A 25,182-nucleotide genomic window follows, 5' to 3' on the forward strand; every position below is an offset into this window, starting at 1 on the left:
CCCAAGGCGAAAACGTGACCCACCCGTTTGCCACCCAGCAGATTCCATTTTTCCTGACCGCCTCCGCGCCCTGCCCCTATTTGCCGGACCGGATGGAGCGCAAGGTGTTCACGCGCATCGAGGTCGGCGAAGGCCCGGCGCTCAATGATGCCCTCACCCATGCCGGATTTCGCCGCAGCCAGGCCGTGCTCTATCGCCCCGCCTGCGAGAAATGCGATGCCTGCCGCTCCTCGCGCATTGATGTCGGGAATTTCAACTGGAAACGGCGTTGGCGGAAAATCCTGTCGCGCAACAGTGATTTGCGGGTTTCCACAGACGCCGTCGGCGCCACGCTGGAGCAATATGAACTGCTCGACCGCTATCTCGACAGTCGCCATCATGACGGGGATATGGCGGGGATGTCGTTCAGCGAATACGTGATGATGGTCGAGGATGGCGCCCAGCGCACGCACGTCACCGAGTATCGTGACCGCGAAGGCGACCTGATTTCTGCCGTCCTCACCGACGTGCTGCGTGACGGAATTTCGATGATTTACAGCTTTTTCGACCCGGAGGCCGAACGCCGCAGCCTGGGCGCCTATATGATCCTCGACGCGATCCGCCAGGCAGAACTCGCCGGCCTGCCCTTCGTTTATCTGGGCTATTGGGTACGCGGCAGCCGGAAAATGGCTTACAAGGCCGAGTTCCAGCCCCTGCAAGTGCTGACCCCCGCCGGGTGGCAGCCGCATGCCGAGCTGGAATTCGACGATGAGGACGACATAGACTGCAATCCGCAACACGACGACTGACGCGCTCTTGGGGGAGACCAGCATGGATCGACGCACATTTCTCAGCGGTGCGAGCATCGCCGCGGCAACCGTAGCCACGGCTTGCGGTGACAGTACGTCAACGAACACGCAAACCGGATCGCCGGCCTCACCCGCCATTCTGCGCGGGGTCAAGCAATTGCGCATGGTCACGACCTGGCCGGCCAATTTCCCGGGCCTTGGCACGGCAGCCAATAATGTCGCCGCCTTCGCCAATGCTGCCTCGGGCGGCTCGCTCGACGTGCGCGTCTATGCCGCCGGCGAACTGGTCAGCGCTTTCGAGGCCTTCGATGCGGTCTCCGAAGGCACCGCCGACATGTATCACGGCGCCGAATATTACTGGCAGGGCAAGTCGCAAGCCTTCAATTTCTTCACCGCCGTGCCCATGGGCATGACGGCCTCGGAAATCATGGGCTGGGTCGAGTTCGGCGGCGGCCAGGCCCTGTGGGACGAGCTTTCGGCCCAGTTCAACATCAAACCCTTCCAGGCCGGAAATTCCGGTCATCAAATGGCGGGCTGGTTCAAGCGCGAGATCAACACGCTGGAAGATTTCCGCGGCCTGCGCATGCGGATGCCAGGCCTCGGCGGCTCGGTGCTGCGCGAACTGGGCGCGGCGGCCGTCACCCTGTCAGGCGGCGAGATCTATCCGGCCCTGCAATCGGGCGCCATCGACGCGACCGAATGGGTTGGCCCCTGGAATGACCTCGCCTTCGGCTTCTATCGCGAAGCGCCCTATTATTACGGGCCAGGCTTCCATGAGCCGGGCTCGAGCCTGGCGGTCGGGATCAATCTCGATGTCTGGAACGGCCTCGAGGCCGACCACAAGGCCATCCTGAAACAGGCCTGCTGGGCCGCGAATAATCAGTGTCTGGCCGAATTCCAGTATCAGAATGCCCTCGCCCTCGATGTGCTGGTCAATCAGCATGGCGTGCAATTGCGCGCCTTCAGCGACGCGATCTGGGACCGGATCGGCACGATTTCCGAACAGGTTGTCGCCGACACCGGCAATAGCGATGCGATGACGCGGCGGGTCTTTGACAGCTATCTTGGCGCGCGCAATGCGATGCGCAGCTGGGACCGGATATCCGAAATGCCCTATATGGCGCAGCGCGAACGCGTGCTGGGCGGCTAGGGCTCATGCGGGCGGGCGACAGACTCATCCTGACCCTGAGCGTCCTGGTTCTGGCGCTCACCCTGGTCGACATTCTCACGGGAGGCGGCGTCGCCGCCTGGTCAGCGGCACATCTGGCGAGCAGCGCCCATGCTGCCGGCAGCGTTCTGGGCGTGCTGGGGCGGATCGGCTGGCCGCTTCTGATGGTCCCGCTTCTGGCCGCGCTGGCCGGCCGTTTCATCACCCTGCCCGGCGCCCTGACCAGCGGTCTTCGCCGCGCAATCACCTTCATCGACACGATCAATTCCAGCATAGGCGGCGCCGCGCGCTGGTTTGCCTTGGGCCTGGTGATCGCCACCGCGACCGTCGTCGTGCAACGCTATGTGTTCGGCTATGCCTCGACCAAGCTGGCCGAGAGCGTGATCTATATGCACGCCTTCCTCTTCCTGTTCGCTTCGGCCTCGACCCTGCTGGCCAATGGCCATGTCCGGGTCGATATTTTCTACGCGAAGATGGATGAGCGCGGCAAAGCCTGGGTCGATCTGATCGGCACCTATCTGGCGCTGATCCCGATGAATATCCTGATCCTGTGGACCTCGACCGGCTATATGAATTCAACCTGGCGCATCCTGGAGCGGTCGCGCGAAGCCGATGGCCTGCCGCTCGTCTTCGCCCTGAAAACCGCCATTCCGCTGTTCGCCGTGTTGATGATCCTGCAGGGCATTTCGATGGCCGCCCGCGCCGCGTTGACGATTGCCGGCGACAAGGCACCTGCCACGCCGGCCAATGCCAGCGCCGGGGAGCTGTGAGATGAGCCTCTTCATCGAACTCCTGCCCTTCCTGATGTTCCTGGCGGCCTTTGCCGCCCTGCTGCGCGGCTATCCGGTGGCCTTTACCCTGGCCGGTGTGGCGCTCGGATTTGCCCTGCTCGGCCTGACGCTGGACCTGTTTGACCCGGTGCATTTGCGCGCCTTCCCGCAGCGCATTTACGGCAATCTGATGGAGGTGGACCGCTCCATCCTCGTCGCCGTGCCGCTCTTCGTCTTCATGGGCGTCATGCTGGAAAAATCGCGCATCGCCGAGGAATTACTCGAGGCCATGGGGGCCCTGTTCGGCACCATGCGCGGCGGACTGGGGATATCCGTCATCATTGTCGGCGCCCTGCTGGCCGCTTCGACCGGCATTGTCGGCGCCACTGTCGTGACGATGGGCCTGCTCTCCCTGCCCACCATGCTCAAGCGCGGCTATTCACCCGAACTCGCCGCCGGCTCGATCGCCGCCTCCGGCACGCTGGGCCAGATCATCCCGCCCTCCATCGTGCTGGTCCTGCTCGGTGACCAGATCTCCAATGCCTATCAGGAAGCCCAGCGCGCCCAGGGCATTTTCTCGCCCGACATCGTCTCGGTCGGCGATCTCTTCGCCGGCGCGCTGATCCCCGGCCTGCTTCTGGTGGGCATGTATATCCTCTACCAGGTCGGCATCGCGATCTTCCGCCCCAAGGACGCGCCCGCAGCGCCCGCCAGCGAAGGTGCCACTGACTGGGGCAAGCTCTTGCACGCCCTGCTGCCGCCACTGGCGCTGATGACCGCCGTGCTCGGCTCCATCCTCACCGGGCTGGCCACCCCCACCGAAGCGGCCGGTGTCGGCGCTGTCGGCGCGACCTTTATCGCCGGGGCGCGCAATGCCGGCGCCGCCAAGAACCCCTTGCCGGGACAATTGATCGCCTTTGCCGGCCTGGCCGCGCTGATCGGGCTGATTGCCCTGGTGGTGGTCGCCAATATCGGTTCGGACCGGCGTCTCTATGTCGCCGATCTCGGCACCGCCGGCAGCGTGTTCGCCTTCATCCTTGTCACCATCACCGTGATCGGCGCGGCACTCAGCCTCGTGCGCCTGAAACGCTCCGGCGTGCTCGATGATGTCATGGCCTCGACCGCCAATATCTCGGCCATGGTCTTCGTGATCCTGATCGGCGCGGCCCTGTTCTCGCTGATCTTCCGCGAGCTTGGCGGCGACCTCGTCGTCCAGCACGCCCTCGCCGCCGTTCCCGGCGGCAAGTATGGCGCGCTCGCCGTGGTGATGCTGGTGATGTTCCTGCTGGGCTTCTTCCTCGACTTTATCGAGATCACCTTTGTGGTGGTGCCGATCGTGGCGCCCATCCTGCTGATGATGGGCATCGATCCCGTCTGGCTCGGCGTGCTGATGGCGATGAATCTGCAAACCAGCTTCCTCACCCCGCCGTTTGGCTTCGCCCTCTTCTACCTGCGCGGCGTCGCCCCGCCTTCGGTGACCACGGCCGCCATCTATCGCGGCGCGATCCCGTTTGTGATCATCCAGATATTGGCGATCGGCGCGGTGGTGTTGCTGCCCTGGCTGGCGACCGGGTTGCCGGAGTGGCTTTACGGGTAGCGGCCGGGCCTGCCACCACGCCCTCCTCTTCCTTGATGGAAGAGGAGCCACCAAAAGGGGGCGGGGCTGGTGAGGGTCGTAGAATGACACCCCCGAGCCTCGGCGCTGCCACCTCTCCCGTCTCGACACTGCGCGTCGATCCACCCTCCCCATCAAGGTGAGGGAAACTACCCCGAAATCAGGCTTGGTGCATCTGCGGGAAGCGCTAGTATCATGCTCACGCTTAGCCCGCCGCCTCCAGGAGCCCCATGACCCCGATCCGCAAAATCGCCCTCGAGCGCGGCTTCATCATTATCCTCGCACTTGTCGTCTCCTGGATCTTCCTGTGGATGATCCGCGATTATCTCGCAGCGCTCTTCCTCGCCGCCGTGCTGACGCTCTTCCTGCAGGCACCGCAGGACTGGCTCAGCGCCAGGTTCGGTGGCCGCAAGGGGTTGGCCGCCGGACTGCTGGTCACCGGCTCGGTTCTCGCCTTTGTGATCCCGGCCTCCATCCTGCTCGGCGTCGTGGCGGAACAGGCGATCGAGGTCACCTCCATGGTGACGCCCTGGGTGCAGGAACAGGTGGGGCTGATCCGCGAGAACGGGCTCGACAGCCTGCCGGCCTGGCTGCCGTTTCGCGATGAGATGATCCAGTATCAGGCCACGATCGCGACCCAGATCGGATCGCTGGCCGGATCGGTCGGGCGCATCCTCGTCTCCAGCCTGCGCGCCGGCACCGGCGGCGTACTGATCGCGGCGCTCAATCTCTTCATCCTGATCTATGCGCTGTTCTTCTTCCTGCTGACCGGACGCGAGACCGGCCGCAAGGCCGTCGCCCTGATCCCGATGGTGCGCGAGGATCGCGAACTCCTCGCCGAGCGCGCCATCTCCACCATTCGCGCCACGGTGAAGGGCTCCTTCCTGATCGCCCTGGTACAGGGCTCGCTGACGGGAATTGGCCTGTTCGCGGCCGGCGTGCCGGGCGCGATCTTCTGGGCTGCGGTCGCAACCCTGCTCTCCATCATCCCGATGATCGGGCCGCCGCTGATCTGGGGGCCTTCCGCCATCTGGCTGATCGTCTCGGGTCATCCCATTGCCGGCATCGCGCTGGCCGTCTGGGGCGCCGTCGTGGTCTCGACCTCGGATAATATCCTGCGGCCGATGCTGGTCGGCAAGGATGCGAAAATGTCGGATCTGATGGTGCTGATCTCGACCCTGGGCGGGCTCGGCCTGTTCGGCGCTGTCGGCATCATTCTGGGGCCGGTGATCGCGGCGCTCTTCACCTCGGTCTGGTTCATCTTCCGCGAGGCCTTTGCCGGCTTGCTGGAGGAAGAGGCAGCGAGCGGCAATGCAATAGACGGCGAAGAGACAACCAACGGCAAGTCAGCCGAAGACGAACCCTAGGCCTGCCAGTGCCTAGACCTGCGGCACGCTCGACATCCGCTCCGGCCGCCTGCCGCCAGCATATTCGACCAGCGCCTCGATGCGTTTCTCGATCGGGGGATGCGTCGCGAACACGCCCATGAAACCGGTCGAGGCGTTTTCGATAAACATTTCACGCACTTCTTCCGGTGCCTTCTCAATCTCCGAATGACCGGAGATTTTCGACAGCGCCGAGATCATCGCATCGGGATTGCGGGTCAGTTCGACAGCGCCGGCATCAGCCATGTATTCGCGCTGCCGCGACAGGGTGAAACGTATAGCGATTGCAAGAACATAGGCCAAGGCGATACAGGCAAAGGCGATCAGGATCAGCGCCCCGCCATTGCGCGAACCACTCCGGCGTCCACCACCGCGCATACCGCCATACAACATCCCCCGAAAGGCAATTTCGGCGGCGAAGGAAATAATGCCGACAAAGATGATCGAGATCACCAGAAGGCGGACATCCCTGTTGCGGATATGCGAGAGTTCATGCGCCAGAACGCCTTCCAGCTCTGCATCATTGAGGGTCTGCATCAGGCCGCGCGTGACCGTGACGGTGTATTGGCTCTCGGTCAGACCCGAGGCATAGGCATTGAGCCCGGCGGTCTCGATGATGGCCATTTTCGGAACCGTCATCCCGCGCGAAATGCACAGATTTTCCAGCAAGTTGTAGAGCCGCGGCTCCGCCTTGCGGGTGACCGGGCTGGCCCCGGTCGCCAGATTGATCATCGCCTGATGTCCAAACCAGGCGATGATGAACCAGATACCCGCACCGATCGTCGCGAAGACGGCAATTTCAGGCAGGAGATACACCGCCGCCATCATCGATTGTCCCAGCGAGGCCTCGCCATATTGACCCTTGGCGGTCATGTAATCGGCCTCGCCGGTCATCGCGATGACAAGCAGGGCAATGGCATAGCCAAGCAGGGTCAGCAGGACCGGAAACCCGGCCAGAAGCAGCATGGATTTGAGATTATTGTTCCAGATATGGCTGCGCAGTCCCGCCGCCCCGAACATCATGGCTCAGAATCCTAGAATTTGACCTGTGGTGCGGCGCGCTCGCCTTCACCGACTTCAAAGAAGTCACGCTTGGCGAAACCAAACATGCTGGCCATCAGAACCGCCGGGAATTGCTCAATGGCAGTGTTGAATTCAGCGACCGCATTATTGAAGAAGCGGCGCGCGGCAGCGATCTTGTTTTCCAGGTCCGACAATTCATTCTGCAGCGACAGGAAGTTCTGATTGGCCTTCAGGTCGGGATAGGCTTCAGACAGCGCAAACAACTGGCGCAGCGCACCGGACAGCATGTTTTCGGCACCGGCGAGCTCTTTCACATTCGGCGCAACAATCGCGGCCTGACGGGCCTTGATGACGTTTTCCAGCGTGTCGGTCTCGTGGCTGGCATAGCCCTTCACGGTCTCGACCAGATTGGGGATGACATCATGGCGCTGCTTGAGCTGAACATCGACATCGCCCCAGGCCTGGTTACAGGTCTGCCGCAGGGCGACAAGGCGGTTGTAGATTCCGACGAGGATGAACCCGACGACGATGACAACGATAAGAAGGATGATTGACGCGTCCATGCTCTATTCTCCAAGGCGGGCCCACAAGGGCCGAAATCGCGAAACGATAATCTATTTATTCAGCTTTCGCCTGTGAAGCGAGGAATTCTGACCCACGCGGTGCAAAACGCAGGCTGCGCGGGAAACCACGCGGCGCGATTCGACCGGCCTGGGCGCGCTTGCCGCACCACATTTTCCAGTCCTCGAGCGCGTGGCGGCGGCCGGCGCCGTCGAGCCAGGTCAGACCTTCCTCGCCACTGAACACCATCACATCGGCAACCCGGGCACCCTTGCCGCCCAGCAGGCGCACGCCCTTGCCGCGCGTCATCACCGAGATTTCCTCGAGCGGGAAGACCAGCATTTTCTTGTTCTCGCCGATCACCGCGACCTGGTCGCCCATGGCCGGAATGCACAGCAAGGCCTCATCACCCTCGACCAGGTTGAGGATCTGCTTGCCGCCCTTCTTGGCCGCCATGCAATCCTTCTCCTGAACGCGGAACCCATGCCCCTCGCCCGAGGCGATCAGCAAGGTCCGGTCGGGATCGTATTTGAACAGGCCGATTGGCGCGGCATCATCGGGCAGATCGACATGCAGGCGCACCGGTTCGCCATGGCCGCGTCCGCCAGGCAGATTATTGGCATCGAGCGTATAGAATTTCCCGTCCGTCGCGAACATCAACAGCTTGTCCGTGGTTTCGCATTTGACGGCGAAGGCGGAGCGGTCGCCTTCCTTGAATTTCAGTTCGGTGACGTCGGAACTATGGCCCTTGAGCGCCCTCACCCAGCCCCGCTCCGAGAGCACGGCGGTGATCGGTTCGCGCACGATGAAGGCTTCGATCGAAGTCTCGGCCGAGACCAGCGGCGCATCGGCAAACACTGAACGGCGGGCGCCGATTTCGGTTTTGGGACCGTAGAATTTCTCGACTTCGGCGATCTCGCCATCGACCTTGGCCCATTGCAGCTCGGCCGAGGCAATGAGATCGGAAAGGCTCTGGCGCTCACCGCGCAAAGTGTCGTCTTCCTTGCGGATTTCCAGCTCTTCCAGCTTGCGCAAACTGCGCAGCCGCATGTTGAGGATGGCTTCGGCCTGCCGGTCAGACAGTTCAAATGTCTTCATCAACAAGTCTTTGGGCTTGTCCTCGAAGCGGATGATACGGATCACCTCATCCAGATCGGCATAGACGATGAGATAGCCAGCCAGCACTTCGAGCCGGTCTTCAACCTTGGCCAGGCGCGTCTCGGCGCGGCGCACCGCAACCTCGCGCCGGTGCTCCACCCAGATGGCGAGCACATCCTTCAGGCTCATCACCCGCGGCGTGCCTTCAGGATCGAGCACATTGAGATTGAGCGGGAAACGGGTCTCCAGATCGGTCAGCTTGAACACCGACTCCATCAGCAATTCCGGATCGACCAGCTTGCTCTTCGGTTCCAGCACGAGGCGGATATCCTCGGCGCTCTCGTCGAGCACGTCTTCCAGCAGCGGCAGACGCTTGGCTTCCATCATCAGGGCGATGCGTTCGACCAGTTTGGACTTTTGCACCAGGTAAGGGATCTCGGTAATGACGATGCGCCACATGCCGCGGCCGACATCCTCGATCTCCCATTTTGCCCGCACCCGGAATCCACCACGCCCGGTCTCATAAGCCTCGCGGATCGCCGTTTCCGGCTCGATGATGATGCCACCGGTCGGGAAATCAGGGCCCTTGACGTATTTCAGCAGGTCGACCGTCTCGGCCTCGGGCTTCTTGATCAGATGCCGCGCGGCCTTGCACAACTCGTAAGCATTATGAGGCGGGATCGAGGTCGCCATGCCGACGGCAATGCCGGTCGAGCCATTGGCCAAGAGGTTCGGGAAAGCGCCTGGCAGCACCAGCGGTTCGCGCTCGGAACCGTCATAAGTGTCCTCGAAATCGACCGTGCCGTGCTCGATATCCTGCAGCAGCAATTCGGCCGCCTTGGTCAGGCGGGTCTCGGTGTAACGCATGGCAGCAGCGCTATCACCGTCAATATTGCCGAAATTGCCCTGACCTTCGACCAGCGGATAGCGCGAGGCGAAGTCCTGGGCCAGACGCACCAGCGCCTCATAGACTGACTGGTCGCCATGCGGGTGATATTTACCGATCACATCACCGACGACACGGGCGGATTTCTTGAACGCCGATTCCGGGTTCAGCTTCAGCTCGCGCATGGCATGCAAGAGCCGGCGATGGACCGGTTTCAGACCGTCGCGGGCATCGGGCAGCGCCCGCTGGGTGATCGTCGACAGGGCATAGGCCAGATAGCGCTTGGACAGCGCCTCATCGAAGGGTTCTTCAATGATATGACCGGCATCAGGATCGAAATTATCGCCCATGGAATAGCGCCTCGTGATTCGTGGGCTTCAGTATAGGGCGATTGGCTTGTGGGACAGGGACGGGGCGCAGGCGGATCGGGGAAAACCGGGTCTGAGCCCGGCTTATCAACGGTTGATATGGCCCGCATACGGGGCGGGGTCGAAACCCCGCCCCGTCTACCGGATTACCGGACGACTGGATTGAGCTCGGTCCGGCCGTCAAGCAGGCGCACTTCCAGCGCTTCTACCCGCCCACGACGGTCCAGCTGGAAGACGAGGCGATAGTCATCCTCGTTGGCGAATTTGAACCGGTGCTCGCCCAGGGCGATGAGCGGGACCGGGTCGCGGCCCTCGCGCTGATAGATCAGTCCGCCAGTCTCGACCCGGATATCTCGCGGCCCGAAATCGCCAGCATAGACAGCCAGTTCGTCCGCGGACAGGACAACCGGATTTTGCGCAACCTCGAGCGCTTCCCGCATCCAGCCCAGCTCACGGAGACGCCCCTCATCCTCTGTCAGCCGCTCCAGCGCGCCATAGGCCTCCATCAAGGCCCGGTCGAGGGCCTGGTCGGCATCAATTTCGATATCGGGCGTGACGCCGGTGCCTTCCCAATTCGTGCCGGTGATAGGATTGCGGGCGGAACCGGTCGAGACGAACACCCCATAGCCCTCGGGAACGATCTGAACGCCGCCGGGATTGCCCGCGCCATAGGTCGTTTCACCCACCAGTGTGCCGCGCTCCATGGCCTGGAGGTGATAGGAGAAGGCCTCCCCGGCCGATGCGGTGTTGCCGCTGGTTAGCACATAGACCGGCACGTCGGGGCGATGGCCCGCCGGATGGCTGGGCAGGGACCACATCTGGTTGGGGTAATCGTAATCGCGCGACACGAAGGTATTGATTAGCGTCTCACCGCCGGGTTCGAGGAAATGGCTGGTGAGATACTGCACCATGGTCGGGTCGCCGCCGCGATTCTCGCGCAGGTCGAAAATGACCGCGTCGGTATGGGCAACGAATTCGAGCGCCGCGCGAGCCGTCGGCTCGGCCGGGTCGATCGGTGCGAAGCCACGCAGCTCGATATAGCCGATATTGCCCGGCAGGATCTCCACCGCATCGAAGGCGAAATTGCGCCGGGCCATCTGGGCCATCTGCTCGGCATAGGCGGCATCGCGCGCGGCACGATCCTCGGACGCCTCCCGCGCCAATTGCGCAGCCGCCGCTTCCGGCCCGATATAGCGAACGGAGAAATGGCGGTCCTGCTCGTGCAGATGTGCCGTCAGTGCTTCGGCCAAATCCTGGGCGGTGGTGGCCTCGTCAAAGGCGCCATCATCCTCGGCGGCCCGCATGCCGGATGCGATGTTCGCGGCACGCTCCGCATCGAAGAATTCGTCTTCAATCACCTGGGCCAGAGCGGTAACAGCCGCATCGCGTTCAGCGGCATCAATGGCGTCCTGCGCCCAGGCCGGAGCCTGTGTCACGGCCATTGCGGCAATGGCAATCACACTCACCTTGTTCAAAAAAATCATAAAACCGTCCTCCCAAGAAGCCCGAAGAGGTGAAGTGCAACCGCTTTTGGATCAACTTAATTTCGGGCAATTGATTGGCAAGACGGGCGTCATGAAGGCAGGCCATACGCTGTCCAGACAGGTCGGGACAGCCCCAAATCCGCAGGGCCACTGCCCCCTAAAGCCGCCCCACCCGCTCCAGCTCGGCGATCATGCGGGTGCGCGCTTCGGGCAATTGCCTGTCGATCGGCCACAACACGCGGCGGTCGATGAAATAGCCGGTCAGGGCCAGGCCCATGGCGATATCGCCGGGCTCGATCGTGCCGGAACCCTGCATGAAGCCGGGAATTTCCAGCAATTTGGCCAGGTAGGGCGCGGCCTCTTCGCGGCAGACCGCACGGCCCGTGCGCGGGCTGACATGGGTGAGGTCGTCGACGACGCCGGTGACGGCACAAGTGTCGAGATCGAGGCCATAGCCCAGATCGGACAATAACCCCGCCTCCCAGCTGACATAGAGCGCCGGCCAGACATCCTCATGCTCGAGCGCCGCCAGGAAGATCCCGAACCCGTCATAGACCTGTTTGTGAGCCTCACGCTCCGGCAAGGCCATCACCGCGACAGCGCAGGCGGAATTCAGCCCGGCCAGTGCGGCGCGGTCTTCCATCACGGCACCGGCGCCCAGATGCTCAGCCTCCACGGTGAACGAGCCCAGATGATCGGCCAGACGCGCGCGCCAGGTGACGGCGATACGATTGCCCGGCTGCAGCACCGGCCGAAGGACACGCGAACGCCCGCCGCGAACGAGACCGGCATGACGGCCATTCTGCGCCGTCAGCACCTCGATAATCGCGCTGGTCTCCCCGTGCGGCCGAACCGCCAGGACTATGCCGCTATCAGACCATTCCATCATGGCCCTCAGGCATCACCAGCCTAGGCATCGAAATCAAGCCCGACATCGGAGAAGTGGGAACGCCGTGCCATCCAGCGCGGGTCGACCTTCACATTGATGAAGAGGTGGACGCGGCAGCCGAGCATTTCTTCCAGTTCGCGCCGGGCGGCCTCGCCGATCGCCTTGACCGCGGAGCCATGCTTGCCGAGCACGATGGGTTTCTGGCTGTCGCGCTCGATGATGATGGATTGCTCGACGCGCACCGATCCGTCACGCAGTTTTTTCCAGCTCTCGGTCTCGACCATGGAGGAATAGGGCAATTCCTCGTGCAGGCGCAGATAGAGTTTTTCGCGGGTGATCTCGGCGGCGAGCAGGCGCTGCGGCAGATCGGCAATCTGGTCTTCGGGATAGTGCCAGACACCTTCCGGCATCAACGTCGCCAGATGCGCTTTCAGCAAGGGAACGCCGAAACCCTTTTTGGCTGAAATCATGAAAACATCGGAATAAATGCCGGTGTCATAGAGCTCTTTCGACATCGCCAGCAAATGATCGCTATCGATGGTGTCGATCTTGTTGAGCACGAGCGTCGCCTGGCGATTGGCCAGTTTGAGGCCTTCCATGACACGGTCATCATCATCGACCATCAGCCGGTCGCCGGGCTTGCCATTGCCCTGTTCGATACGGTCGCGGGCGCCGACATCGATGACGTGAACGACGCAATCGGCATCATCGGCGCCGCTCCAGGCGGCGCGGACCATCGCCTTGTCGAGCCGGTTCTTCGGAGCAAAGACGCCGGGTGTGTCCACCAGGCAGATCTGCGTCTTCTCCTCGATCGCGACACCGCGCACAGCAAAGCGCGTCGTCTGCACCTTGTGGGTGACGATGGAAATCTTGGCGCCGACGAGCGCATTGACCAGGGTCGATTTGCCGGCATTGGGGGAACCGATTACGGCGGCAAAGCCAAATCGGGTTTCAGGTTCAGCCGACATCATGGCCCTCTCTGTTCAACAGGTTTTTTGCAGCGGCACGTTCGGCCGCCTGTTTGGTGCCGCCCTCGCCGATAGCCGGCTCAAGCGGTGAAATTGTGACCTGGACGGTGAAAACCGGCCGGTGATCGGGGCCGGAGCGCCCGGTGAGCTGGTAACGCGGCACGGCATGACCCGCCTTGGCGGCCCATTCCTGCAACATGGATTTGGCGTCGCGCGGCTTCTGCTTCAAGGCTTCAAGCTTGTCCGACCAGTGGGCGTCGTAGAAGGCCTGCACACAAGGCCGGCCACCATCGAGATAGAGCGCCGCCATCAGCGCCTCGCAGGCATCGCCGAGGATAGAGGTCTTGGCGCGGCCGCCGCTCTTCTCTTCCGAGCGTCCCATGCGCAGGGCCGAGCCGAGATCAATGGCGCGGGCGACGTCGGCACAGGTCTCCTTGCGCACCAGCGCATTGAGCCGCGGTGCCAGGGCACCCTCGGCCGCTGTATCGAAGGCCTGGTAGAGCGCTTCCGCCGTCATCATCCCGAGCACGCGGTCGCCGAGAAACTCCAGCCGCTCATAGCTGCGAAAGCCCGGCCGGCCATCGCCAAAGCTGGAATGGGTCAGCGCCCGCTCGATCAGCTTGCGGTCCTTGAAGACATAGCCGATGCGGGCCTCCAGATCGGCGGTCGGATCAACCATGGACGGTACCGATCAGACGGGCCTCGATCACCACGAAAGCCTGGGCGTAAGGATGGTCATCGGTGATGGTGATATGGGCATGGGCTTCCATCCCCTCCGGCGTCAGCGCGATCAGGCGTTCCAGCGCCCGGCCGGTAAAGGCCAGGGTCGGCTTGCCGCCGGGCAGATTGATAACGCCGATCTCTTTCCACGACACGCCGCGCGCAATCCCGGTACCGAGCGCCTTGGCACCGGCCTCCTTGGCGGCGAAACGCTTGGCATAGCTGGCGGCGCGCATACGGCGCGCTTCGGATTTGGTTTGCTCGGCCTCGGTAAAGACACGCTGCACGAAGCGGTCGCCGAAACGGTCGAGTGAACGCTCGATGCGGCGAATATCCATCAGGTCGGAACCGAGGCCGAGGATCACAGGCGCACCTCATCCTGCGGTAGTCTGTGGAACAGAATCGCGGCCCGCAAGCTCACCAGGCAGGCCCCGAATGTGACGAGCCCTTCAAGGTAGAAAGGAGTTTGACTCCAGCTGCGCCACAAAAATGCCGCTGATGCCGTAAACGCGAAGACGATGGCCGACGCCCACAAAGTCTTGCGCGGCCATTTCAACGAAGCGATGAAAAGGGCGGAAAACAGCAAGGCCAGTCCAGCCCACAGTATCCCAAGCGGCAAACCGCTCATCACGGCCCGAACTGTCAGGTAAGCCGTTGCGACAAGCAATGTGATGCGCGAGAGACCCATAGCGGTCTTGGCCCCGGCATCGAGATTCCACTCCAAATGTCGACGAAACCAAGTCACTCTACTGCCTCTTCCCGCGCCTCGACGATCAGCCCGCGCATGGTCGTCACCGCTTCGCGCAGACCGCGGAAGATCGCCTCGCCGATCAGGAAATGGCCGATATTGAGCTCCAGCAATTCCGGGATGGCGGCGATGGGCTTCACGGTGTCATAGGTCAGGCCGTGGCCGGCATGGACTTCCAGCCCGCGGCGAAAGGCTTCCGAGGCACCGATTTTGAGCAATTCCAGATGCCCGGCCACCGCTTCAGTGTCGCCGCGCAAGGCGGCTTCGCAATAGGCGCCGGTATGGAGTTCGATCACGCTGGCGCCCATCGCCTCGGCGACGGCGATCTGGACCGGGTCGGCCTCGATGAAGAGCGAGACCCGAATCCCGGCCTCGTCGAGCTGGCGCACATAGGGAGCGAGATGATTATGGCCGGCAGCGATATCGAGCCCGCCTTCGGTCGTGCGTTCCTCGCGCTTTTCCGGCACCAGACAGACCGCATGCGGCTTGTGGCGCAGGGCAATGTCGAGCATTTCCGGGGTCGCGGCGATTTCAAGATTGAGTGGCAGATCGATCTCGGCCATCAGCCGGTCGATATCGCCATCGGTGATATGGCGGCGATCCTCGCGCAGATGCGCGGTGATGCCATCCGCGCCGCTTTCGGCCGCCTGGCGCGCCGCGCGCACGGGATCAGGGTGCGCCCCGCCGCGGGCATTCCGGATGGTGGCGACATGGTCGATATTGACGCCGAGCCGCAGCATCAGGCCAGACCCCGGCTGCCGGGCTTGATCGCCGGAATGGCGGCCAGTTCGGGCGGCAATTGGTCGGCGGGATAAGCGGGAACCTTGTATTGGGTCAGCGCGATCAGCGGCACGCCGACATCGGCTTCGCCGCCGGAGCGATCGACCAGGCAGGCCTCGGCGATCACGGTTGCGCCGGTCGCCTGGATCGCCTCGATACATTCACGCGAGGACAGGCCGGTGCTGACAATATCCTCGACCACGAGGACGCGATCCTCTGGCCCGAGCTCAAAGCCGCGGCGCAGGGTAAACTCGCCATTCTCGCGCTCGACATACAAGGCCTTGAGCCCCATCTGCCGTGCCGTCTCATAGCCGGGCACAATGCCGCCAACCGCCGGCGAGACGATAATGGTCGGTTGTTCAGGCAGTTCCGCTTTCACCTTCTGCGCCAGGGCTCGGCATAGGCGCTCCGTGCGCGCCGGGTCGGCAAAGACTTTCGCCTTTTGCAGGAAGACCGCGCTGCGCAGGCCGGAAGAGAGAATGAAATGTCCCTCGAGCAGGGCGCCGGCGGCGCGGAATTCATCGAGCACTTCGTCGCGTGTCATTCGTCTTGTTCTCCGGGCTCGGCCCGCATCCGCTCCGCCGAAACCACGGATGAACACATCCGGATCGCCGCGAGCACATTGGCCAGATGGCGGGTATCGATCACTTCGATGTCAAATTCCATCTCGAAGAAATCGGCTGCCCGCTTATAGGTTTTCACATTGGCAATATTGCCGCGATTCTCGCCGACGGTTTTGGCAATCTCGGCCAGGGCGCCAGGCTCATTGTGCATCACCGCCTTGATGCGCGCCATCGAGACGGCCTTGGCGCCGGCCTCATCGGTCCAGTCGAGATCGAGCCATTGATCCATCTCGCCCTGTTCGAACTGGGCCAGGCGTTCACAATCAATCGTGTGGATCTCGATGCCGCGTTCGGGCACCAACAGGCCGACAATGCGGTCGCCCGGCAGCGGCGAACAACACTCAGCGAAATGCAGCGTCACGCCCGGCGTCAGCCCGCGGCCTCGCACATAGAGGCGTGCCTTCTTGTCCTCAATAAGATCACGCTCGACCGCATCGCCGCGATCATCGAGCCGGCCCGGGAAGACCGCATTGAGCAGGCCGGTCGAGGTGATGCGCCCGCGTCCGAGCGCTTCATACAGACCCTCGACATCCTTCAGCTCGAGCCGGCTGATCGCCTCGGTGAGATCCTTTTCAACCAGCGCGCGGCCCTCACGGCGGAAGGCGTGATCGGCCATGATCTTGCCGATACGGGAGAATTCCTCGCGTTCGGATTCGCGGATCAGGCGGCGGATCGCGGCGCGGGCCTTGCCGGTCACGGCCAGGCTTTCCCAGCCCTGCGGTGGCTGACGCACTCCGCCTTTGACGATCTGGACGACATCGCCATTGTGCAATTCGGTGCGCAGTGGACGCTCACGTCCATTGACCCGGGCCGCGACGGTGGTGTGGCCGAGCTCGGTATGAACCGCATAGGCAAAATCAAGCGGCGTTGCGCCCGAGGGCAACGCAATCAGATCGCCGCCCGGCGTGAAGCAATAGACCTGGTCGGCGAACATTTCGAGCTTGGCGTGCTCAAGGAATTCATCGGGATCGCCGCCCTGGTTGAGAATTTCAACGAAGGGCCGCAGGCGCTCCAGCGGATCACCGCCGGCAGCCTGGGCCGCGTCCGGGTCATAGCGATAAGTGCTGTCCTTGTAGCGCCAGTGCGCGGCGACACCACTCTCGGCGACCGCTTCCATCGCCTCGGTCCGGATCTGCAATTCGATACGCACGCTATTGGGACCAACGACCGTGGTATGGAGCGACCGGTAATTATTCGGCTTGGGCACGGAGATGAAATCGCGAAACCGCTCCGGCACACTGCGCCAGGCTTGGTGGATCACGCCGAGCGCGCGGTAACAATCATCGGGCTGATCGACGATGACGCGAAAGGCATAGATATCGGCGATATCATCGAAAGTGAGGCCCTTGCGCTCCAGCTTGCGCCAGATCGAATAGGGCCGTTTCTGGCGCCCGAACACGCGCGCCTCGATATCGGCCGCGCCGAGCTTGTCGGTGATCGCCCCGGAAACCACGGCGACCTCCTGCGAATGCTGGTCGCGCAGCAATTGCAGCCGCCGCGTGATCGATTCATGGGCCGCCGGATTGATATGTTTGAAGGCCAGGTCCTCGAGCTCGACACAGACCCGGTTGATCCCGATCCGGCGCGCCAGGGGCGCGTAGATTTCCAGCGTTTCGCGCGCGATACGCTCGCGCTTTTCCGGCCGCGGAATGGCGCCCAGCGTCCGCATATTGTGCAGGCGGTCGCACAGTTTGACGATCAGGACACGGACATCAGAGGAGATCGCCACGACGAGCTTCTGGAGGTTTTCCGCCTGTTTGGTGCGTTTGGAGCGAAGCTCCATCTGGCCCAGCTTGGTGACGCCATCGACCAGGCTGGCCACCTCACCGCCGAACAATCCCTCCAGCTCGGTCAGCGTGGCGGGCGTATCCTCGACGGTGTCGTGCAGCAGGCCGGTACAGACGGTGGCGACGTCCATGCGCAGCTCGGTCAGGATGACCGCGACAGCCGCGACATGCCCGAAATAGGGCTCGCCCGACTGGCGGCGCTGTGGCCGGTGGGCTTCTTCGGCAAAATCATAGGCGCGGCGCACATAGTCCGCATCGACGGTCGGAAAATATTTCCGAATCCGTTCGATCAGCTCGTCCGCGCTCGGTATGGCGGGCGGCGGCGAAACCGGATCAGAGATATTCGCCCCGGCAGTCAAGGCGCACTAGAGGCGGCCGTCAGGCGCGCCGTCCCGATCGTTCTGAAGCGCTTTGAGCATTTCCGACTCGTCGAGCTCGACAGGCGGAGCCGGCAGGGCTTCGAATTCCTGGCGACCTTCGGCCTTGCGGGCCTCTTCCTCGTCTTCGCTCGGCAGAACGCGCTGCAAGCCATTGACAAGGCTCTCACGAAGAACGTCGAGATCAAGGGTCTCATCAGCGATTTCGCGCAGGGAGACAACGGGATTTTTGTCGTTATCGCGCTCAATTGTCAGCGCGGAACCGGCGGAAATATTCCGCGCACGGTGCGCTGCCAGGAGAACCAGGCGAAAACGGTTAGGGATCTTATCGATGCAATCTTCGACGGTGACGCGGGCCATACGCGCGATCTCCTTGAACAAGCGCTGCAGTTTGAACCGCGTGTCCTATCGGTACTGCCCCGGTCTGGCAAGGCCTGAGCGCGCTCAGCGCAGTCCGGTGTGCAGCTTGCGGGTCGCCGCCAAATCCTCGGGTGGCAGGGCGGCGATCATTTCGGCGATCGGGCGCGGGTTTTCCGGCTGACACCAGTGCGGCGCGATCTCGGCCAGGGGCAGCAGGACAAAGGCCCGGTCGGCCAGGCGCGGATGCGGCACGTCGAGGCCGGCCTCATCGGTAAAGCGACCGCCACGATAGTCCAGCAGATCGAGATCAAGCACGCGGGATTCCCAGCGGATATGGCGGACACGCCCGAACTCGGCCTCGACGGCGTGCAACAGATCGAGCAGCGCGCGTGGAGACAGATCCGTCGCGATTTCGGCGACGGCATTGACATAGGCCGGCGCTGACGGATCGGGCCAGGCGGGGCTGTGCCAGTCGGATGAGCGCGCCACCACGGCAATGCCGCGCGCCTCGAGCGCCTCGAGCGCCAGCGCCAGCGTCTGTGCCGGGCTGCGTCCCGCCGATGGCAGATTCGCCCCAAGCGCGATATAAATTGGCGATGTTTTCAAGTCTTAAGCCCGCCTGTCTCAAAGGATATTTTTCCAATGACCTTCTACCCTGATGAGCGCATCGGCATTTTCATCGATGGCGCCAATCTGTTCGCGACCACCAAAGCGCTCGGCTTCGATATCGATTTCAAACGCCTGCTTGCGGAATTTCGCAAGCGCGGCCGGCTGATCCGGGCCAATTATTACACCGCCCTGCTCGAGCATGAAGAGTATAATCCGCTGCGCCCGCTGGTCGACTGGCTCGACTATAATGGCTTCCACGTTGTCACCAAGCCGGCCAAGGAATTCACCGATGCCGACGGCAATCGCCGCGTGAAGGGCGATATGGATCTCGAGCTCGCCGTCGACATGATCGATGCGTCGGACTATCTCCAGCACATCATCCTGTTCACCGGCGATGGTGATTTCTGCCCCGCCATCGCAGCCGCGCGGCGCCGCGGCGTTCGGGTCAGCGTCGTCTCCTCGATGAAGACCAAACCGCCGATGATCGCCACCGAGCTGCGCCGTCAGGCCGATGATTTCATCGAATTGCTCGATCTCCAGCCGCTGATCGGCCGACCGGACAATCGGGTGGATGACACGATATGACCCTCCAGCCCGAGCCCCCGAGGAATTGTCCGCTCTGCCCGCGCCTGGTCGAGTTCCGCGAACGCAATACCGCCCTTTTCCCCGACTGGCACAACGCCCCGGTCGGCTCCTTCGGCCCCGACGATGCTCGCCTGCTGATTGTCGGTCTGGCGCCGGGCCTGCGCGGGGCCAATCGCACCGGGCGTCCCTTCACCGGCGACTGGGCCGGCGACCTCCTGTTTGCGACCCTCGCCAATCATGGTTTCAGCCGGGGGACATACGGGCTGGATGCCGATGACGGACTGACGCTCAAGGACGTGATGATCACCAATGCGGTGCGGTGCGTGCCGCCCGAGAACAAGCCGGTCGGGGCCGAGGCCAATGCCTGCCGCCCTTTCCTGGTCGACCGCATCGCCTCCCTGCCCCGCCTGAGCGCTATCCTGGCCCTGGGCAAGATCGCCCATGACAATACGCTGCGCGCGCTCGGCCACCGCCTCGTCAGCGCGCCCTTTGGCCACGGCGCGGCCAGCGATGTCGAAGCGCCCGGCGGCCCGGTGCGCCTGTTCAGCAGCTATCATTGCTCGCGCTACAACACCAATACGGGCCGCTTGACCGAACCGATGTTCAGCGCGGTTTTCGCCGATATCCGGGATTATCTGGGCGCCTGATCGCAAAACCCGTCAACTGTGGACAACATGGTTAACCCACGGAAGCCACGCAGGTTAACTTTGAATGCCCGGTGCGGCAGCACGCTCAACCCGCATTTTCCGCCAAGGCCGCGAGGGCAGCGTCGAACGCCGCACTTGCGCGTGCAAACTTGTCACGGCAGCCCGGATTGCAAAAACCGACAACCGCGCCGCGATAGCGCATCAGGCTGTCGGCGCGGACCGGTTCGCCCGACCACGGGCATATCGCATTTATGACATGTTTCAGTTCTAGTTTTTCCATTCCGGTTCCCGCCTCCATGCCGCGACACATGGCTCTGGCTATTCGCTTTCACTAATGGCACAAATGACAACATGCCGACTTTTCCTGCCAATACGCCCCTGATCGAACGTCACATCGCCTTCTTCATCTTCGAGGAGGTGAAACTGCTGGATGCGACCGGCCCGCTCCAGGTTTTCGCCGACGCCAATGAGGTGCTGGGCTATGACGCCTATATCACCACCCTGGCCTCCCATCATGGCGGCCCCGTCAAGACCGATACCGGGATATTGCTCAATACGCGCCGCGTCGCCGGTGTCGGCCTGGACGAGACCGACACCCTGATCGTGTGCGGCGGCGGCGGCGTCGATGCCGCCAGCCGGGACCACCGCCTGGTTGCCTCCGTCTTGCGGGCGACGGAACGATGCGGCCGGATCGCGTCAACCTGCACCGGCGCCTTCCTGCTCGCCGCCGCCGGCCTGCTCGATGGACGCCGCGCGGTGACCCATTGGCGCCGCTGCGACGAGCTGGCGGAAAACTACCCCAAGGCCGAGATCGATCCCGACCCGATCTATATCGAAGACGATGGCGTGTGGACCTCGGCCGGCGTCACTGCCGGAATCGATCTGGCGCTGGCCATGGTGGAAGCCGATCATGGCCGCGAAGCCGCCCTGGAGCTGGCCCGCAATCTTCTGGTCTATGTCAAACGCCCCGGCGGGCAGTCCCAGTTCAGCGAAGCCCTCAAGGAACAGACGCGCTCGGCAAGCGGCAAGTTCGACGCGCTGCATTTCTGGATGCGCGACAATCTCACGGCCGATTTGCGCATCGAGGCCCTCGCCGAACGTTCCGGCATGAGCGCCCGCAATTTCGCCCGCCTGTATATCCGCGAAACCGGCCATACCCCGGCGCGGGCCGTCGAGCAGTTCCGCGTCGATGCCGCGCGGGTGATGCTGGAAGACGTCAAATTGAGTATCAAGACGATCGCGACAGCCTGTGGTTTCGGGAATGACGAACGCATGCGGCGCAGTTTTGCCCGTCTGATGGGCGTCACACCGCAAGCCTACCGGGATCGCTTCGCCGCAGTCGAGCCCGACTAAGCCTAAGATTTCACTTACGGCGCCCGGATAAGTAAATCACTGACACCATCATATGCATGCGCGATACCGGGGCCATATCCTGGCGGTCCGGCCTGAAGAGGCGGCGGCGGCACGGAACCTGGCAAACACCGGATTGGTTGCAGCGAATGATATCCCAAGACCGCGCGCCCATCCTGACGCTGCTCCAGTCCCGCAGTTTTCTGGCTGTACTGGCCCTGACGCTAATCCCCGCCGCCCTGATGTCCGCCGGTCTGGATTTCACCGCCGTCACAGCGACCGACACGCCTGGAGCTGATCAATACCAGGTGATGCGCGGCGCCATTATCCATACCCTGCTTGAGTGGAGTTCGGTGGCGTTCGCCCTGATCATCGCAGCGCTGGCCTACGTGCATTACAGGATTACGGGCGAGATGACGGCCCCGATTATCGGGCTCGCCATGCTGTTGTCCGGGGCGATGGACACTTTTCATGTCCTCGCCGCGATGCGCCTGATTCATGCGGCCGCGCCGGACACGGGTTTCATCCCCTTCACCTGGGCCCTGTCGCGCAGTTTCAACGCGGTTATCCTGCTGGTCGGGACCCTGGTCGCCTTGCGCGCCTCGCATGCCGGGGCAAACTGGTCGCCGCGCACCCTGGCGGTGATGGTGATGGTGTCCAGCCTCGTCGCCATCGCTCTGATGATTGCCACCGCCATGGCGCGGGAACTGCCAACCACGCAGTTCGACGACGCGCTCATCAGCCGGCCCTATGACCTGTTTCCACTGGTCGTTTTCCTCGGCACCGCGCCCATCCTGGCCCGGCTTTACCGGCGATCGCCGAATCCGATGACGGCCTCGCTCCTGCTGGCGCTCCTGCCGGCGATCGCGCTTGAGATCCACATGGCCTTTGGCTCGCGCGTCCTGTTCGACTCGCATTTCAATGTCGCCCACGGCTTGAAAATCCTCGAATATGCCCTGCCCTTCGTCGGCGTGGCCGCGGAATATGTGCGCCAGAACAGCCAGCTGGTCCGGGCCCGCGAGGACGCGATCCTCGCCAACAAGGCCAAGAGTGCTTTCCTGGCCAATATGAGCCATGAAATCCGCACGCCCCTGAATGGTGTCCTCGGCATGGTGCAGGCGCTCGGAGAAACCCCGCTGACCGCCGAGCAGACCAAAATGCTGGACCTGGTGACGAGTTCCGGCCGCAACCTCACCGACATCCTCAATTCCATCCTCGACCTCTCCAAGATGGAAGCCGGAAAGTTCGAACTCGACGAGCAGGATTTCCCACTCGAGGACTGCCTGCAAAGCTCAATCGCCCTGCACCGTTATGCGGCCACCGAGAAAACGCTCAGCCTCGATCTGGAAATCGATGAGAATTGCCGCGGCCTGTATCGCGGCGATGCGCTCCGGATCCGGCAAATCATCCAGAACCTGATCAGCAATGCCATCAAATTCACCCCGAGCGGTTCGATCACCCTGAGCGCCATTTGCCGGCCGCCCGCGGATGGCGCGGATCGCAGCGTGCTGGAATTGCGCGTCAGCGACACCGGGATCGGGATTGCCCCGGAACACCTGGGCAAGCTGTTTAATGCCTTCAACCAGGGCGATAATTCCACGACACGCCGTTTTGGCGGCACCGGGCTTGGCCTGTCGATCATCAAATCACTGACCGACCTGATGGGTGGTAGCGTGCGCGTCGAAAGCGAACTGGGCCAGGGCGCCAGCTTTACGGTGGAGATTCCGTTGATCCGGCTGGAGAGCGCCGGCCTCGCCGAGCCGGGCAAGCCAGCAACGCTCGCCGCCGCCCCGGATGGCACAGAGGGCCCGGGCCTGGCGGATATGCGGGTGCTCGCTGTCGAGGACGTCAAGACCAACCAGATCGTACTGCAGGCACTGCTGGGCGCGCGCTGCCAAACGCTTGACCTGGCCGATCACGGCGCGGCCGCAATCGAACGCTGGCGTACCCTGCAGCCCGATCTCATCCTGATGGACAAGCATATGCCGGTAATGGACGGGCTGACCGCCATCCGTGCCATCCGCGCGGCCGAGTTGCAGGATGATCTGCCGCGCACGCTGATCATCGCCCTGTCCGCCGACACGCTGAGCCATCATGTCGGCGAGATGCTGGACGCCGGCGCCGACGCGCATGTCGCCAAGCCGATCAATCTCGATCTCCTGCTCGCCACCATCCAGTCGCAGCGCACGGCACGAGCGGCCTAGCCGTGATCCTTCATCAGCCGTGACTTCTGCTTGTTCCACTCACGATCCTTGATCGTCTGGCGCTTGTCGACATTACGCTTGCCCTTGGCCAGACCGATCTGGAGCTTGGCGATCCCGCGATCATTGAAATAGAGCTTCAGGGCGATGATCGTACGGCCGTCGCGTGTGACGGCACCGATCAGGCGGCTGATTTCCTTCTTCTTCAGCAGAAGTTTGCGATGCCGCCGCGGATCGTGATTGAAACGGTTCGCGGGCGCGTATTGCGGGATATCGGCATTGATCAGCCACAGACCCTCGCGCTCCGGGCTGACATAGGATTCCGCGATATTGGCGCGGCCTTCGCGCAGGGATTTGACCTCCGAGCCCATCAGCATCAGCCCGGCCTCGAAGGTTTCCTCGATCTCGTAATCATAGCGCGCGCGGCGATTGAGCGCGACGGGCCGCGTATCGGGCTTGCTCATGAGTTGTCCAGCAATCCGGCGATCACCATCGCCTTGCGCACCGCCAGTTTCGAAGCCTCATCGGGTTCGGTCAGCGGCAGGCGCATTTCCGTGCCGGTCACGCCGAGCAATTGCATGGCGTATTTGGTCGGCCCCGGACTGGCCGAGGTGAACAGGGCGTGATGCAGCGGCGTCAGCCGGTCATTGAGGCGGCGCGCGGATTGCCAGTCGCCGGCCAGCATCGCGTCCTGGAATTGCGCACACAGTTCGGGCGCCACATTCGAGGTCACCGAAATCATGCCGGTCCCGCCACAGGCATTAAAGCCAAGCGCCGTCGGGTCATCGCCGGAAAGCTGGATGAAGCCCTCGCCGATCAACCGGCGATGACCGGAGACCCGGGACATATCGCCGGTCGCATCCTTGACGCCGACGACATGGGTCAAGCCGGCCAGACGCGCCATGGTGGAGACGGAGATATCGATCACCGTGCGTCCGGGGACATTGTAGACGATGATCGGCAGATCGACGGCATCATTGATCGCCTGGTAATGACAGAACTGCCCCTCGGCATTGGGCTTGTTGTAATATGGCGCAACCACCAGTCCCGCATCGGCACCGATTTCCCGGGCACGCGCCTGGTTCTGGATCGCGACGCGGGTCGAATTCGAGCCGGTTCCGGCGATCACCGGCACGCGGCCCGCACTGGTCTTCACCACCAGTTCGACGACACGCATATGCTCCTCAAAGCTCAGCGTCGCGGATTCGCCCGTCGTACCGCATGGAACCAACCCATGACTACCGGCCGCAATCTGGCGTTCACACAGTTCGATTACTTTGTCCTCGTCAACGGCACCATTCTTGAACGGTGTGACGAGTGCGGTGATGGAGCCCTTGAACATGTTTTGGTCCCGAATTCCCGATTGCAAGCGGGCGACCATAAAGGTGGCGC

General features: G+C 62.9%; 26 protein-coding genes. 9 read left to right on the forward strand and 17 right to left on the reverse strand.

All coding sequences use genetic code 11. The annotated features are described in order from the left end of the window. Positions 1–14: 14 nt before the first annotated feature. The 5 genes from BLT42_RS04450 to BLT42_RS04470 all read left to right on the forward strand — a co-directional run bounded on the left by BLT42_RS04450 (position 15) and on the right by BLT42_RS04470 (position 5,708). Positions 15–788 (forward strand): arginyltransferase, encoded by a 774-nt coding sequence (locus BLT42_RS04450; protein WP_091767432.1) that lies wholly within the window; start codon positions 15–17, stop codon positions 786–788. Between the two features lie 22 nt (positions 789–810). Further along, positions 811–1,938 carry a TRAP transporter substrate-binding protein gene (locus tag BLT42_RS04455; RefSeq protein WP_091767571.1) on the forward strand — a complete coding sequence of 376 codons (1,128 nt, stop codon included), beginning with the start codon at positions 811–813 and terminating at the stop codon, positions 1,936–1,938. Positions 1,939–1,943: 5 nt separating this feature from the next. Continuing rightward, complete coding sequence (locus BLT42_RS04460; RefSeq protein WP_091767435.1) at positions 1,944–2,726, forward strand: TRAP transporter small permease subunit; 783 nt, start codon at positions 1,944–1,946, stop codon at positions 2,724–2,726. Position 2,727: 1 nt separating this feature from the next. Then, on the forward strand, positions 2,728–4,323 hold the full coding sequence (locus BLT42_RS04465) for a TRAP transporter large permease (protein WP_091767438.1): 1,596 nt from the start codon (positions 2,728–2,730) through the stop codon (positions 4,321–4,323). A gap of 248 nt (positions 4,324–4,571) precedes the next feature. Further along, positions 4,572–5,708, forward strand: a complete 1,137-nt coding sequence (locus BLT42_RS04470; RefSeq protein WP_091767441.1) for an AI-2E family transporter — start codon at positions 4,572–4,574, stop codon at positions 5,706–5,708. A 12-nt stretch (positions 5,709–5,720) separates the two neighbouring features. Here BLT42_RS04470 and BLT42_RS04475 read toward each other — a convergent pair whose 3' ends face one another. From BLT42_RS04475 to folK, 14 genes are all read right to left on the reverse strand, one after another. Next, complete coding sequence (locus tag BLT42_RS04475) at positions 5,721–6,749, reverse strand: M48 family metallopeptidase (protein ID WP_091767444.1); 1,029 nt, start codon at positions 6,747–6,749, stop codon at positions 5,721–5,723. 11 nt (positions 6,750–6,760) lie between these two features. After that, positions 6,761–7,312, reverse strand: coding sequence for a LemA family protein (locus BLT42_RS04480; RefSeq protein WP_091767447.1), 552 nt, complete (start codon positions 7,310–7,312; stop codon positions 6,761–6,763). 55 nt (positions 7,313–7,367) lie between these two features. Further along, the gene (gene parC / locus BLT42_RS04485) at positions 7,368–9,644 is read right to left on the reverse strand and encodes a DNA topoisomerase IV subunit A (RefSeq protein WP_091767450.1); all 2,277 of its coding nucleotides are present in this window, start codon (positions 9,642–9,644) and stop codon (positions 7,368–7,370) included. A gap of 164 nt (positions 9,645–9,808) precedes the next feature. Beyond that, on the reverse strand, positions 9,809–11,146 hold the full coding sequence (locus tag BLT42_RS04490; protein ID WP_091767453.1) for a S41 family peptidase: 1,338 nt from the start codon (positions 11,144–11,146) through the stop codon (positions 9,809–9,811). Positions 11,147–11,303: 157 nt separating this feature from the next. After that, positions 11,304–12,035, reverse strand: a complete 732-nt coding sequence (recO, locus tag BLT42_RS04495) for a DNA repair protein RecO (RefSeq protein ID WP_233342313.1) — start codon at positions 12,033–12,035, stop codon at positions 11,304–11,306. A gap of 20 nt (positions 12,036–12,055) precedes the next feature. Then, entirely contained in the window at positions 12,056–13,006 is a 951-nt protein-coding gene (gene era, locus BLT42_RS04500; RefSeq protein ID WP_233342314.1) for a GTPase Era, read from the reverse strand. Further along, positions 12,993–13,682, reverse strand: a complete 690-nt coding sequence (rnc, locus tag BLT42_RS04505) for a ribonuclease III (protein ID WP_091767461.1) — start codon at positions 13,680–13,682, stop codon at positions 12,993–12,995. Before rnc ends, era begins: the two co-directional genes overlap by 14 nt. Further along, positions 13,675–14,088 carry a holo-ACP synthase gene (acpS, locus tag BLT42_RS04510; RefSeq protein ID WP_091767464.1) on the reverse strand — a complete coding sequence of 138 codons (414 nt, stop codon included), beginning with the start codon at positions 14,086–14,088 and terminating at the stop codon, positions 13,675–13,677. The genes rnc and acpS overlap by 8 nt, the downstream gene beginning before the upstream one ends. Beyond that, positions 14,085–14,447 carry a hypothetical protein gene (locus tag BLT42_RS04515; RefSeq protein ID WP_233342315.1) on the reverse strand — a complete coding sequence of 121 codons (363 nt, stop codon included), beginning with the start codon at positions 14,445–14,447 and terminating at the stop codon, positions 14,085–14,087. The genes acpS and BLT42_RS04515 overlap by 4 nt, the downstream gene beginning before the upstream one ends. A 17-nt stretch (positions 14,448–14,464) precedes the next feature. Next, on the reverse strand, positions 14,465–15,211 hold the full coding sequence (locus tag BLT42_RS04520; protein ID WP_091767470.1) for a pyridoxine 5'-phosphate synthase: 747 nt from the start codon (positions 15,209–15,211) through the stop codon (positions 14,465–14,467). Then, positions 15,211–15,795, reverse strand: a complete 585-nt coding sequence (pyrE, locus tag BLT42_RS04525; RefSeq protein WP_091767473.1) for an orotate phosphoribosyltransferase — start codon at positions 15,793–15,795, stop codon at positions 15,211–15,213. Before pyrE ends, BLT42_RS04520 begins: the two co-directional genes overlap by 1 nt. After that, a complete protein-coding gene (locus tag BLT42_RS04530; RefSeq protein ID WP_091767476.1) occupies positions 15,792–18,020 on the reverse strand; it encodes a RelA/SpoT family protein in 2,229 nt (742 codons plus the stop codon). The genes pyrE and BLT42_RS04530 overlap by 4 nt, the downstream gene beginning before the upstream one ends. A 6-nt stretch (positions 18,021–18,026) precedes the next feature. After that, positions 18,027–18,398, reverse strand: a complete 372-nt coding sequence (gene rpoZ, locus BLT42_RS04535) for a DNA-directed RNA polymerase subunit omega (protein WP_091767478.1) — start codon at positions 18,396–18,398, stop codon at positions 18,027–18,029. Between the two features lie 84 nt (positions 18,399–18,482). After that, a complete protein-coding gene (folK, locus tag BLT42_RS04540) occupies positions 18,483–19,004 on the reverse strand; it encodes a 2-amino-4-hydroxy-6-hydroxymethyldihydropteridine diphosphokinase (RefSeq protein ID WP_091767480.1) in 522 nt (173 codons plus the stop codon). 36 nt (positions 19,005–19,040) lie between these two features. On the opposite strand from folK, the gene BLT42_RS04545 reads away from it, so the two are divergent. Together BLT42_RS04545 and BLT42_RS04550 are read left to right on the forward strand one after the other, a co-directional pair. Next, complete coding sequence (locus BLT42_RS04545; RefSeq protein ID WP_091767483.1) at positions 19,041–19,592, forward strand: LabA-like NYN domain-containing protein; 552 nt, start codon at positions 19,041–19,043, stop codon at positions 19,590–19,592. Next, positions 19,589–20,239 (forward strand): uracil-DNA glycosylase, encoded by a 651-nt coding sequence (locus BLT42_RS04550; protein WP_091767486.1) that lies wholly within the window; start codon positions 19,589–19,591, stop codon positions 20,237–20,239. The genes BLT42_RS04545 and BLT42_RS04550 overlap by 4 nt, the downstream gene beginning before the upstream one ends. An 85-nt stretch (positions 20,240–20,324) precedes the next feature. Here the strand turns inward: BLT42_RS04550 and BLT42_RS04555 are convergent, their stop codons facing one another. After that, positions 20,325–20,537 (reverse strand): glutathione S-transferase, encoded by a 213-nt coding sequence (locus tag BLT42_RS04555; RefSeq protein WP_091767574.1) that lies wholly within the window; start codon positions 20,535–20,537, stop codon positions 20,325–20,327. Between the two features lie 53 nt (positions 20,538–20,590). Here BLT42_RS04555 and BLT42_RS04560 point away from each other — a divergent pair, with 53 nt between their 5' ends. Together BLT42_RS04560 and BLT42_RS04565 are read left to right on the forward strand one after the other, a co-directional pair. Continuing rightward, positions 20,591–21,592 (forward strand): GlxA family transcriptional regulator, encoded by a 1,002-nt coding sequence (locus BLT42_RS04560; protein WP_091767489.1) that lies wholly within the window; start codon positions 20,591–20,593, stop codon positions 21,590–21,592. A gap of 146 nt (positions 21,593–21,738) precedes the next feature. Further along, positions 21,739–23,793: a hybrid sensor histidine kinase/response regulator gene (locus tag BLT42_RS04565; RefSeq protein ID WP_176780251.1), complete on the forward strand. Its 2,055-nt coding sequence runs from the start codon at positions 21,739–21,741 to the stop codon at positions 23,791–23,793. Here BLT42_RS04565 and smpB read toward each other — a convergent pair. Continuing rightward, positions 23,790–24,254 (reverse strand): SsrA-binding protein SmpB, encoded by a 465-nt coding sequence (gene smpB / locus BLT42_RS04570; RefSeq protein ID WP_091767493.1) that lies wholly within the window; start codon positions 24,252–24,254, stop codon positions 23,790–23,792. The genes BLT42_RS04565 and smpB overlap by 4 nt on opposite strands. Beyond that, positions 24,251–25,132, reverse strand: coding sequence for a 4-hydroxy-tetrahydrodipicolinate synthase (gene dapA / locus BLT42_RS04575; RefSeq protein ID WP_091767495.1), 882 nt, complete (start codon positions 25,130–25,132; stop codon positions 24,251–24,253). Before dapA ends, smpB begins: the two co-directional genes overlap by 4 nt. Positions 25,133–25,182: the final 50 nt, after the last annotated feature.

It is taken from the genome of Maricaulis salignorans (assembly GCF_900103475.1).
GTDB classification, from domain to species: domain Bacteria; phylum Pseudomonadota; class Alphaproteobacteria; order Caulobacterales; family Maricaulaceae; genus Maricaulis; species Maricaulis salignorans.

Bases quoted from the DNA above. Each gene is read 5' to 3' on its own strand.
- BLT42_RS04470 (WP_091767441.1), top strand. From the start codon at position 4,572: ATGACCCCGATCCGCAAAATCGCCCTCGAGCGCGGCTTCATCATTATC.
- BLT42_RS04565 (WP_176780251.1), top strand. From the start codon at position 21,739: ATGATATCCCAAGACCGCGCGCCCATCCTGACGCTGCTCCAGTCCCGC.
- BLT42_RS04520 (WP_091767470.1), bottom strand. From the start codon at position 15,211: ATGCTGCGGCTCGGCGTCAATATCGACCATGTCGCCACCATCCGGAAT.
- BLT42_RS04545 (WP_091767483.1), top strand. From the start codon at position 19,041: ATGACCTTCTACCCTGATGAGCGCATCGGCATTTTCATCGATGGCGCC.
- rnc (WP_091767461.1), bottom strand. From the start codon at position 13,682: ATGGTTGATCCGACCGCCGATCTGGAGGCCCGCATCGGCTATGTCTTC.
- BLT42_RS04560 (WP_091767489.1), top strand. From the start codon at position 20,591: ATGCCGACTTTTCCTGCCAATACGCCCCTGATCGAACGTCACATCGCC.
- era (WP_233342314.1), bottom strand. From the start codon at position 13,006: ATGATGTCGGCTGAACCTGAAACCCGATTTGGCTTTGCCGCCGTAATC.
- BLT42_RS04480 (WP_091767447.1), bottom strand. From the start codon at position 7,312: ATGGACGCGTCAATCATCCTTCTTATCGTTGTCATCGTCGTCGGGTTC.
- BLT42_RS04550 (WP_091767486.1), top strand. From the start codon at position 19,589: ATGACCCTCCAGCCCGAGCCCCCGAGGAATTGTCCGCTCTGCCCGCGC.
- BLT42_RS04460 (WP_091767435.1), top strand. From the start codon at position 1,944: ATGCGGGCGGGCGACAGACTCATCCTGACCCTGAGCGTCCTGGTTCTG.
- BLT42_RS04475 (WP_091767444.1), bottom strand. From the start codon at position 6,749: ATGATGTTCGGGGCGGCGGGACTGCGCAGCCATATCTGGAACAATAAT.
- smpB (WP_091767493.1), bottom strand. From the start codon at position 24,254: ATGAGCAAGCCCGATACGCGGCCCGTCGCGCTCAATCGCCGCGCGCGC.
- recO (WP_233342313.1), bottom strand. From the start codon at position 12,035: ATGATGGAATGGTCTGATAGCGGCATAGTCCTGGCGGTTCGGCCGCAC.
- dapA (WP_091767495.1), bottom strand. From the start codon at position 25,132: ATGTTCAAGGGCTCCATCACCGCACTCGTCACACCGTTCAAGAATGGT.
- BLT42_RS04455 (WP_091767571.1), top strand. From the start codon at position 811: ATGGATCGACGCACATTTCTCAGCGGTGCGAGCATCGCCGCGGCAACC.
- BLT42_RS04465 (WP_091767438.1), top strand. From the start codon at position 2,728: ATGAGCCTCTTCATCGAACTCCTGCCCTTCCTGATGTTCCTGGCGGCC.
- BLT42_RS04490 (WP_091767453.1), bottom strand. From the start codon at position 11,146: ATGATTTTTTTGAACAAGGTGAGTGTGATTGCCATTGCCGCAATGGCC.
- parC (WP_091767450.1), bottom strand. From the start codon at position 9,644: ATGGGCGATAATTTCGATCCTGATGCCGGTCATATCATTGAAGAACCC.
- rpoZ (WP_091767478.1), bottom strand. From the start codon at position 18,398: ATGGCCCGCGTCACCGTCGAAGATTGCATCGATAAGATCCCTAACCGT.
- BLT42_RS04555 (WP_091767574.1), bottom strand. From the start codon at position 20,537: ATGGAGGCGGGAACCGGAATGGAAAAACTAGAACTGAAACATGTCATA.
- pyrE (WP_091767473.1), bottom strand. From the start codon at position 15,795: ATGACACGCGACGAAGTGCTCGATGAATTCCGCGCCGCCGGCGCCCTG.